The sequence below is a fragment of the Streptomyces griseorubiginosus genome (assembly GCF_017614965.1).
Classification (GTDB): Bacteria; Actinomycetota; Actinomycetes; order Streptomycetales; family Streptomycetaceae; genus Streptomyces; species Streptomyces griseorubiginosus_B.
The window spans coordinates 1-8715 of the sequence record NZ_WVUG01000349.1; the positions used below are offsets into that span (position 1 = coordinate 1).

8 protein-coding genes are annotated in these 8715 nt (G+C 70.6%); 6 read left to right on the forward strand and 2 right to left on the reverse strand.

Annotated features, from left to right (window positions below):
• Nucleotides 1–27: 27 nt before the first annotated feature.
• From GRC12_RS38250 to GRC12_RS38270, 5 genes are all read left to right on the forward strand, one after another.
• Nucleotides 28–1155, forward strand: a complete 1128-nt coding sequence (locus GRC12_RS38250; RefSeq protein WP_133046005.1) for an SIS domain-containing protein — start codon at nucleotides 28–30, stop codon at nucleotides 1153–1155.
• Between the two features lie 90 nt (nucleotides 1156–1245).
• Nucleotides 1246–2397, forward strand: coding sequence for a mannose-6-phosphate isomerase, class I (gene manA / locus GRC12_RS38255; RefSeq protein WP_208784894.1), 1152 nt, complete (start codon nucleotides 1246–1248; stop codon nucleotides 2395–2397).
• A gap of 122 nt (nucleotides 2398–2519) precedes the next feature.
• The gene (locus GRC12_RS38260) at nucleotides 2520–3500 is read left to right on the forward strand and encodes a cation diffusion facilitator family transporter (RefSeq protein ID WP_208784895.1); all 981 of its coding nucleotides are present in this window, start codon (nucleotides 2520–2522) and stop codon (nucleotides 3498–3500) included.
• Nucleotides 3501–3781: 281 nt separating this feature from the next.
• Nucleotides 3782–5239, forward strand: coding sequence for an adenosylhomocysteinase (ahcY, locus tag GRC12_RS38265; protein WP_208784897.1), 1458 nt, complete (start codon nucleotides 3782–3784; stop codon nucleotides 5237–5239).
• Between the two features lie 134 nt (nucleotides 5240–5373).
• The gene (locus tag GRC12_RS38270) at nucleotides 5374–5988 is read left to right on the forward strand and encodes a hypothetical protein (RefSeq protein ID WP_208784899.1); all 615 of its coding nucleotides are present in this window, start codon (nucleotides 5374–5376) and stop codon (nucleotides 5986–5988) included.
• Between the two features lie 85 nt (nucleotides 5989–6073).
• Here the strand turns inward: GRC12_RS38270 and GRC12_RS38275 are convergent, their stop codons facing one another.
• Nucleotides 6074–7096 carry an RDD family protein gene (locus GRC12_RS38275; RefSeq protein ID WP_208784902.1) on the reverse strand — a complete coding sequence of 341 codons (1023 nt, stop codon included), beginning with the start codon at nucleotides 7094–7096 and terminating at the stop codon, nucleotides 6074–6076.
• A gap of 130 nt (nucleotides 7097–7226) precedes the next feature.
• Here GRC12_RS38275 and GRC12_RS38280 point away from each other — a divergent pair, with 130 nt between their 5' ends.
• Nucleotides 7227–8231 (forward strand): stage II sporulation protein M, encoded by a 1005-nt coding sequence (locus GRC12_RS38280; RefSeq protein WP_208784904.1) that lies wholly within the window; start codon nucleotides 7227–7229, stop codon nucleotides 8229–8231.
• Nucleotides 8232–8434: 203 nt separating this feature from the next.
• Here GRC12_RS38280 and GRC12_RS38285 read toward each other — a convergent pair.
• Nucleotides 8435–8715: hypothetical protein (locus tag GRC12_RS38285; protein WP_208784907.1), on the reverse strand; the 281-nt coding region annotated here is incomplete at its 5' end.

Genomic DNA, 8715 nt, shown 5'->3' on the forward strand with positions numbered 1-8715 from the left:
TCGCCGGCGATCGGAGGCCGCCGCCCCATGCTCGACGAATCGCTGCTCGACACCCCCGAGGCCCTGTCGGAGGCCGACCGCCGCGGCCTGCTGCGCGGCGCCGCCGAGGCCGGCGCCCGCGTCCGTACCGCCGCCCGGCACGCCGCCGAGGCCGGCGTCAACGACCTCAAGCCCGACGGCCGCCCCCGCGCCGTCCTCATCGCGGGCCCCGGTGCCGCCGCCACCCACGCCGCCGACCTCCTCGGCACCCTCGCCGGCCCCGGCAGCCCCGTCATCCGCCTCGCCCCGACCGGCGTCGCCCCCGCGGCCGGCGCCCTGCGCTGGGAGCTCCCCGGCTGGGCCGGCTCGGTCGACCTGCTGCTGATCGCCACCCCGGACGGCACCGAACCGGGCCTGTCCCTCCTCGCCGACGCGGCCTACCGCCGGGGCTGCACGGTCGTCGCCGTCGCCCCCGCCCGCACGCCCCTCACGGAGGCGGTGGAGGGCGCCCACGGCTTCTTCGTACCGATGGCGACGGCCCCGTACGACCAGGACGAGCCCCTCGCGGCCTCGGCCCCCGGCGTCCTGTGGGCGCTGCTGACGCCCCTGCTCGCGCTCCTGGACCGCACCGGTCTGCTCAGCGCCCCGGCGGACGCGATCGAGAAGGTCGCCGACCGTCTCGACCAGGTCGCCGAGCGCTGCGGCCCCGCCATCGCGACTTACAGCAACCCCGCGAAAACCCTCGCCGCCGAACTCGCCGACGCACTGCCGGTCGTGTGGACCGAGGGCACCTCGGCGGGCCCGGCCGGGCGCCGGTTCGCCGCCGCGCTCGCGGAGCTCTCCGGCACACCCGCCGTCGTCGCCGAACTCCCCGAGGCGCTCGCGGCGCACAGCGCCCTCCTGGCCGGCCCGCTCGCCGCCAGCGCCGACCCGGACGACTTCTTCCGCGACCGTGTGGAGGAGCCGCCCGCGCTGCACGCGCGCGTGGTGCTCCTGCGCGACCGGCCCATCGGCGGCCTCACCGCCGCCCCGGCCGCCCGTGACCTGGCCCTCAGCCACGACACGCCGATCAGCGAGCTGGAGCCGGAGGAGGGCGGCGAACTGGAGACGCTCGCCGAACTGATCGCCATCACCGATTTCGCCGCCGTTTACCTGGCGCTCGCCTCGGGGGCCTGATCTTGACGCTTGAGGGCCTGATCTTGACGCCCGCGCCCTGAAGCAGCCGTGCACGCACGCGCGTACCGATCGACCGGCAGAGAGAACCGCATGGACCGCCTGGACAACACCATCCGCCCCTACGCCTGGGGTTCCACCACCGCCATCCCCGCCCTCCTCGGCGTCGAACCGAGCGGTGAACCCCAGGCGGAGATGTGGATGGGCGCCCACCCCGGTGCCCCCTCGCGCACCGCACGCGGCACCCTGGTGGAGGTGATCGACGCGGCCCCGGAGAAGGAACTGGGCCCGGCAGCCGTCGCCAAGTTCGGCCCCCGCCTGCCGTTCCTGCTCAAGATCCTCGCCGCCGGCGCCCCCCTCTCCCTCCAGGTGCATCCCGACCTCGCGCAGGCCAAGGAGGGCTACGAGGACGAGGAGCGCCGCCAGATCCCCGTCGACGCCCCGTATCGCAACTACAAGGACGCCAACCACAAGCCCGAACTGATCTGCGCGCTCACCGAGTTCGACGGCCTGTGCGGCTTCCGTGACCCGCTCCGGGCGGCCGACCTGCTGGACAGCCTCGGTGTCGACTCCCTCAAGCCGTACGTCGACCTGCTGCACGCCCACCCCGAGGACGCCGCCCTGCGCGAGGTCCTCACAGCGATCCTCAGCGCCGACCCGGAGGAGATGCGCCACACGGTCACCGAGGCCGCGGCCGCCTGCGCCCGCCTGGGCGGCGAACACGCCCCGTACGCCGAGATCGCCCACCACTACCCGGGCGACCCCGGCGTCATCGCGGCGATGCTGCTCAACCACGTCCGTCTGCAGCCCGGCGAGGCCCTCTTCCTGGGCGCCGGCATCCCGCACGCCTACCTCAACGGCCTCGGCGTCGAGATCATGGCCAACTCCGACAACGTGCTGCGCTGCGGACTGACCCCCAAGCACGTCGACGTCCCCGAGCTCCTGCGGATCGTCCGCTTCGAGGCGAGCGACCCGGGCGTGCTGCGGCCCGAGGCCTCCCCGGACGGCGAGGAGGTCTACGAGACCCCCATCGACGAGTTCCGGCTGTCGCGGTACGTCCTGCCCGAGGGCGGTGCCACCCACGACCTCACCCGCGCCACGCCGCAGATCCTGCTGTGCACGGCCGGCTCGGTACGGGCCGGAGAGCACGAACTGGCCCCCGGCCAGTCGGTGTTCGTCCCGGCGGGCGAGCAGGCCGAGGTGTCGGGCGCGGGGACGATTTTCCGCGCCACTGTGATCGTATGACCGGGGTTGTGGATACCTGAGACGTCAGTGCCGGGCGGGACTGCAAGAATGACCCATCGGCAAAGGACGGGCAAAGGCCGACACCGGCCGGACGGACGAGGGCGAAGGGACAACGCGGACACATGAGTGCGTCAGGCGGCACCAGGGCGATCGTGGCGGCACTCGGCGCCAACCTCGCGATCGCGGCATCGAAGTTCGTCGCGTTCGCCTTCAGCGGCTCCTCCTCGATGCTCGCCGAGGGTGTCCACTCACTCGCCGACTCCGGCAACCAGTTCCTGCTGCTGATCGGCGGCAAGAAGGCCGAGCGCGAGGCGACCCCGCAACACCCCTTCGGCTACGGCCGCGAGCGGTACATCTACGCCTTCCTCGTCTCGATCGTGCTCTTCTCGGTCGGCGGCATGTTCGCCATCTACGAGGGCTACGAGAAGATCCGCCACCCGCACGAGGTGGAGCACTGGTACTGGCCGGTGGGCGTTCTCGTCTTCGCGCTGCTCGCCGAGGGCTTCTCCTTCAAGACGGCGATCAAGGAGTCGAACGAACTGCGGGGCAAGCTCTCCTGGTCGCAGTTCATCCGCCGCGCCAAGGCACCCGAGCTGCCCGTCGTCCTCCTGGAGGACTTCGGCGCGCTCATCGGTCTGGTGCTCGCCCTCGGCGGCGTCGGCCTGGCCCTGCTCACCGGCGACGGCGTCTGGGACGGCATCGGCACGGTCTGCATCGGTCTGCTGCTCGTCTCCATCGCGCTCGTCCTCGCCGCCGAGACCAAGTCCCTCCTGCTCGGCGAGGCCGCGGGCCTGGAGGAGGTCAAGAAGATCGAGGCAGCCATCGTCGACGGCGACACCGTCACCGGCATCATCCACATGCGCACCCTCCACCTCGGCCCGGAGGAACTGCTGATCGCCGCCAAGATCGCCGTCCAGCACGACGACACGGCCGCCGAGGTCGCCTCCGCCATCAACGCCGCCGAGGCCCGCATCCGCGCCGCGGTCCCCATCGCACGCGTGATCTACCTGGAACCGGACATCTACAGCGAGGCCGAGGCCGCCAAGGGCCCGGACCGCGAAGCGACACCGGGCGGCCCGGCCCCCCACCCCGCCGGTCACTGAACGGCCGTCCGTCACCCGCAACACAGCGTGATCGGCCTGATGTGTTCGATGGTGGACTGGGGACCGCCGGGGCGACCGGTGTAGCTTGGAACCGAGCCAGACGTCGCTGCTGATGGCGGTCGGGCGGTCCCACCGCGGACCGACCGAGGGAGAGAGGGCCTCCGACGGACTGCGCTGCGCGTACGCGGGCATGCCTGTGTCCTCTTTCGGGCACCCCTGTGTCCGCCGCCGCGCAGACCAGCCGTACCCAACCTCGCCCCAACCCCGAGGAGCAGCTCGCAATGACGACTGTCGAAAACCGACAGGACTTCAAGGTCGCCGACCTCTCCCTGGCCGAGTTCGGCCGCAAGGAGATCACCCTCGCCGAGCACGAGATGCCCGGCCTGATGTCCATCCGCAAGGAGTACGCCGAGGCGCAGCCCCTGGCCGGCGCCCGCATCACCGGCTCCCTGCACATGACGGTGCAGACCGCCGTCCTCATCGAGACCCTCGCCGCCCTGGGCGCGCAGGTCCGCTGGGCCTCCTGCAACATCTTCTCCACCCAGGACCACGCGGCCGCCGCCATCGCCGTCGGCCCGAACGGCACGCCGGACAACCCCCAGGGCATCCCCGTCTTCGCCTGGAAGGGCGAGACGCTGGAGGAGTACTGGTGGTGCACCGAGCAGGCGCTGACCTGGCCGGACAGCCCCACCGGCGGCCCGAACATGATCCTCGACGACGGCGGTGACGCCACCCTCCTCGTCCACAAGGGCGTCGAGTACGAGAAGGACGGCAAGGTCCCCTCCGTCGACACCGCCGAGTCCGACGAGCACCGCGTCATCCTCGAACTCCTGCACCGCACCATCACCGACGGCTCGCAAAAGTGGACCCAGCTGGCCTCCGAGATCCGCGGGGTGACGGAGGAGACCACGACGGGTGTGCACCGTCTGTACGAGATGCAGCGTGACGGCGTCCTGCTGTTCCCGGCGATCAACGTCAACGACGCGGTGACGAAGTCGAAGTTCGACAACAAGTACGGCTGCCGGCACTCGCTGATCGACGGCATCAACCGGGCCACCGACGTGCTGATCGGCGGCAAGACCGCGGTGGTGTGCGGCTACGGCGACGTGGGCAAGGGCTGCGCGGAGTCGCTGCGTGGGCAGGGCGCCCGGGTCATCGTCACCGAGATCGACCCGATCTGCGCGCTGCAGGCGGCGATGGACGGCTACCAGGTCACCACCCTGGACGAGGTCGTCGACCAGGCCGACATCTTCATCACCACCACCGGCAACAAGGACATCATCATGGCCTCGGACATGGCCAGGATGAAGCACCAGGCCATCGTGGGGAACATCGGCCACTTCGACAACGAGATCGACATGGCCGGCCTGGCGAAGGTGCCCGGCATCGTCAAGGACGAGGTCAAGCCGCAGGTGCACACCTGGACCTTCCCCGACGGCAAGGTCATCATCGTGCTGTCCGAGGGCCGTCTGCTGAACCTGGGCAACGCCACCGGCCACCCCTCGTTCGTGATGTCCAACTCCTTCGCGGACCAGACCCTGGCCCAGATCGAGCTGTTCACCAAGCCCGACGCCTACCCGACCGGCGTGTACACGCTGCCCAAGCACCTCGACGAGAAGGTCGCCCGCCTCCACCTGGACGCCCTCGGCGTGAAGCTGACCACGCTCCGCCCGGAGCAGGCCGCCTACATCGGCGTCGACGTCGAGGGCCCCTACAAGCCCGACCACTACCGCTACTGACGGCCCGCACCGCCACCGAGCGGTGTGGCACGGCATGCTGGTGAGCGCGTCGGTGCGCTGACACCCTCACCAGCAGCTCCACCTCCGAGGCAGGCCCCCGTCGGCCGGACCAGCCCTCACGCCCCAGGACCCCCATGCCCCGCGGCCGTTATTCGCTCCACGATCCGCACGTTCACACCCCCCTCGCCGAAGAACACTTCCAGTGCGCCCCAGGCCCCTCCGGCTGGCGCTACGTCTCCCGGCTGACCACGCCGTCGGGCGACCACCACGGCTCCGTGGACCTCACCCTCGACGACCTGGGCCGCCCCATCCGCCTCGAACTCCACGCCGCGGACTGGCAGGTACGCGGCGCCGCCCTGGACGGCGTCACCTGGGTCCGTACGGACCCGACCGGGACCCATGCCACCGAAGGCAACGTGCGCGCCCACGCCTTCACCGGCACATCCCCCGCATTCCTCATCGCCACCACCCGTCTCCTGCGCCTCACCCCTTCCGCCACGGCAACCCGCGTACGCCTCGTAGCCCTCACCGATCCCGTCCTCGCCCCGCGCACCGTGGACCAGTCCTGGACCTTGGTGAACAGAGAAGCACACGCCACTGACAACGGCCCTCTGACCGTGGACGAATACCAGGTCACAGCCTTGGACACGGGAGAACAGCACGTCGTGCACATCGCCGGCGACGTGGTCCTCGCGGCGCCCGGGATCGAGCTGGAGGACCTCGAGTCGCCGCCGTCGACGTTCGAGTGAGGGGGCGACGGGCGCACAGCAGGGCGCCGCGTCCGTAGGACGAACCGCCGTGAGGACGCGGCGCCAGGCCGCAACGGACGCAGGGTCAGGCAGGAGGCACGAACCCCGTTCTTTCGGCGGCCGGGCGGTCCGTGGGCGGCGCGGCCTGTGGCGGGGCGGCCTTCGGCGGGGCGGCTGGTGAAGCGTGCTGCTGACCGGTCGGCGCCCCGGATGGCGCAGGTGCGGACTGTGGCGCCGCGGGTCGGCCTCCGAGACCGGCCTGTCCGGTGGCGGCCGGGTCCGCAGGCTGCGAGGACGGCGTTCGGTACGCGGCGCCGGAAGGAGCCGCGTACGGATTCGAGCCGGCCCCGGCCCCTGCCCCGCTCGCGAAGGCCCGCCGAACTTCCCGGGCCTGCCGCTCCTGCAGCACCGCCGCCAGATAGGCCGCCGGCGGAACACCCTGCGGAACCGGCGTACCGGTGTGAGAGGCCAGATCGGAGGCGAGCCGCTCCGCCATGGCCCAGCCGACCTGCGGATCCAGCTGCTGCATGCGGGCCAGATACTGACGGACGGTGAGCCACAGCCCGTCGGGCACCGCGGACAGATCGAGCGCCGAGAACCGCCCGGCCAGCCAGGGCGGCGGCGGAGGCAGAAAACCGGTCCGCGCGACAGGCACCCGCTCCCGAACGACGAGCGTCCCGGCGAACACATCCCCGAGCCGCCGCCCGCGAGCCGACACGAGCGAGGCGATGCAGGCGATGACGCCGAACGTCATCAGGATCTCGATCACACCGATCCCGCCCCGGACCAGCGCATGCCGGAACCGGATCGGGCCGCCGTCGTCCCGCACCACCCTCAGTCCGCACGCCAGCTTCCCGAGGGAACGCCCATGGCTCAGCGTCTCCACCGCGATCGGAGCGCCGACCAGGACCAGGACGAACACCCCGAGCGACACGGCGACCTGAGCCGCGTCGTCCAGCGAGGCGGTGGCGGCGACGAGCGCGATGGTCAGGGCCACATAGACGGCCACGGCCACGACCAGATCGAGCAAAACCGCCAGCGCCCTGCTGGGCAGCCTCGCGGGGCGCAACTCCAGCGCCACCGCCTCGCCCGTCACCAGCTCACTCACGCCCGTCGCCCTTCCCCTGGCCTGCCCTCGCAACGGCCAGTCTGCCAAGCTGAGGGCGCATCGCGCCGCAGTACGACAAGCTGACATCCAGGACGAGCCGCCGACGAGCAGCCGAGGAGCAGGCAGACCGATGGACCTCGACGTCTTCGTCACCGCGCACCGAGCCGAATGGGACCGCCTCGACGCCCTCCTCGGACGCCGGCGCCTCACCGGAGCCGAGGCCGACGAACTCGTCGCGCTCTACCAGCGCACGGCCACCCATCTGTCCCTCATCCAGTCCAGTGCCCCCGATCCCCAGCTGACCGGACGACTCAGCCAACTCGTGGCACGCGCGCGTAGCGCCGTGACGGGCACCCGGCGCGCCTCATGGAGGGACGTCACCCGCTTCCTCGCGCACGGTTTCCCCTCGGCCGTCTACCGATCACGACGCTGGTGGGTACCCACGGCCCTCATCTCCACCGTCATCGCGATCATCCTGGGCTGGTGGATAGGCACCCACCCCGACGTCCAGGCGTCCATCGCCGCCCCCACCGAGCTGCGTGAACTCACCCGCCCGGGTGGCCAGTACGAGACCTACTACTCGAGCCACCCGGCGGCCTCCTTCGCCGCCCAGGTCTGGACGAACAACGCCTGGGCCGCCGCCCAGTGCCTCATCCTGGGGATCTTCCTCGGCCTGCCGGTCCTCTGGATCCTCTTCCAGAACATGCTCAATCTCGGCGTCGGCTTCGGCCTGATGTCCTCAGCCGGCCGCCTCGACACCTTCCTCGGCCTGGTCCTCCCGCATGGCATGCTCGAACTGACCGCGGTCTTCGTGGCCGCCGGCACCGGGCTCCGTCTCGGCTGGACCGTCATCGACCCCGGCCCGCGAACCCGCCGTACGGCCCTGGCGGAGGAAGGCCGTGCCGCCATCGGCATGGCGATCGGTCTCGCCCTGGTCCTCTTCGTGTCCGGAGCCATCGAAGGCTTCGTCACCCCCTCCGGCCTCCCCACCTGGGCCCGCATCGGCATCGGAATCCTCGCCGAGCTCGCCTTCCTCCTGTACGTGTTCGTCCTGGGCGGCCGGGCAGCGCGCAGCGGAGAGACGGGCGACGTCGAGGCGGCTGAGCGCAGCGCCACGGTCCCCACGGCCGCCTGATGTGCGGACACGCCCGTCAAGCTGTTAGTCTCTCCTTCGCCCCACAGGAGCCGTTGACACGGACCATACGGGGAGGTAGATTCGAACAGTTGCCTGGAACTGGATCCAACCCGGTCGGCAGCAGTGAGTGTCTGTCTGCTTCTCGGAACGTCGAATCGATTTCGAAGAAGCCACCTCCCGATGAATCGGAAATGAGCAGCCGGTCAGACCGGCTCGAATCTTCTGATAAAGTCGGAACCGCCGGAAAGGAAACCGCGAAACAAAAGCGGGAACCTGGAAAGCACCGAGGAAATCGGATCGGAAAACGGTCTGATAGAGTCGGAGACGCAAGACCGAAGGGAAGCGCCCGGAGGAAAGCCCGGAAGGGTGAGTACGAAGGAAGCGTCCGTTCCTTGAGAACTCAACAGCGTGCCAAAAATCAACGCCAGATATGTTGATACCCCGTTCCCGGCCGGTTTCGGTCCGGGGCGAGGTTCCTTTGAAA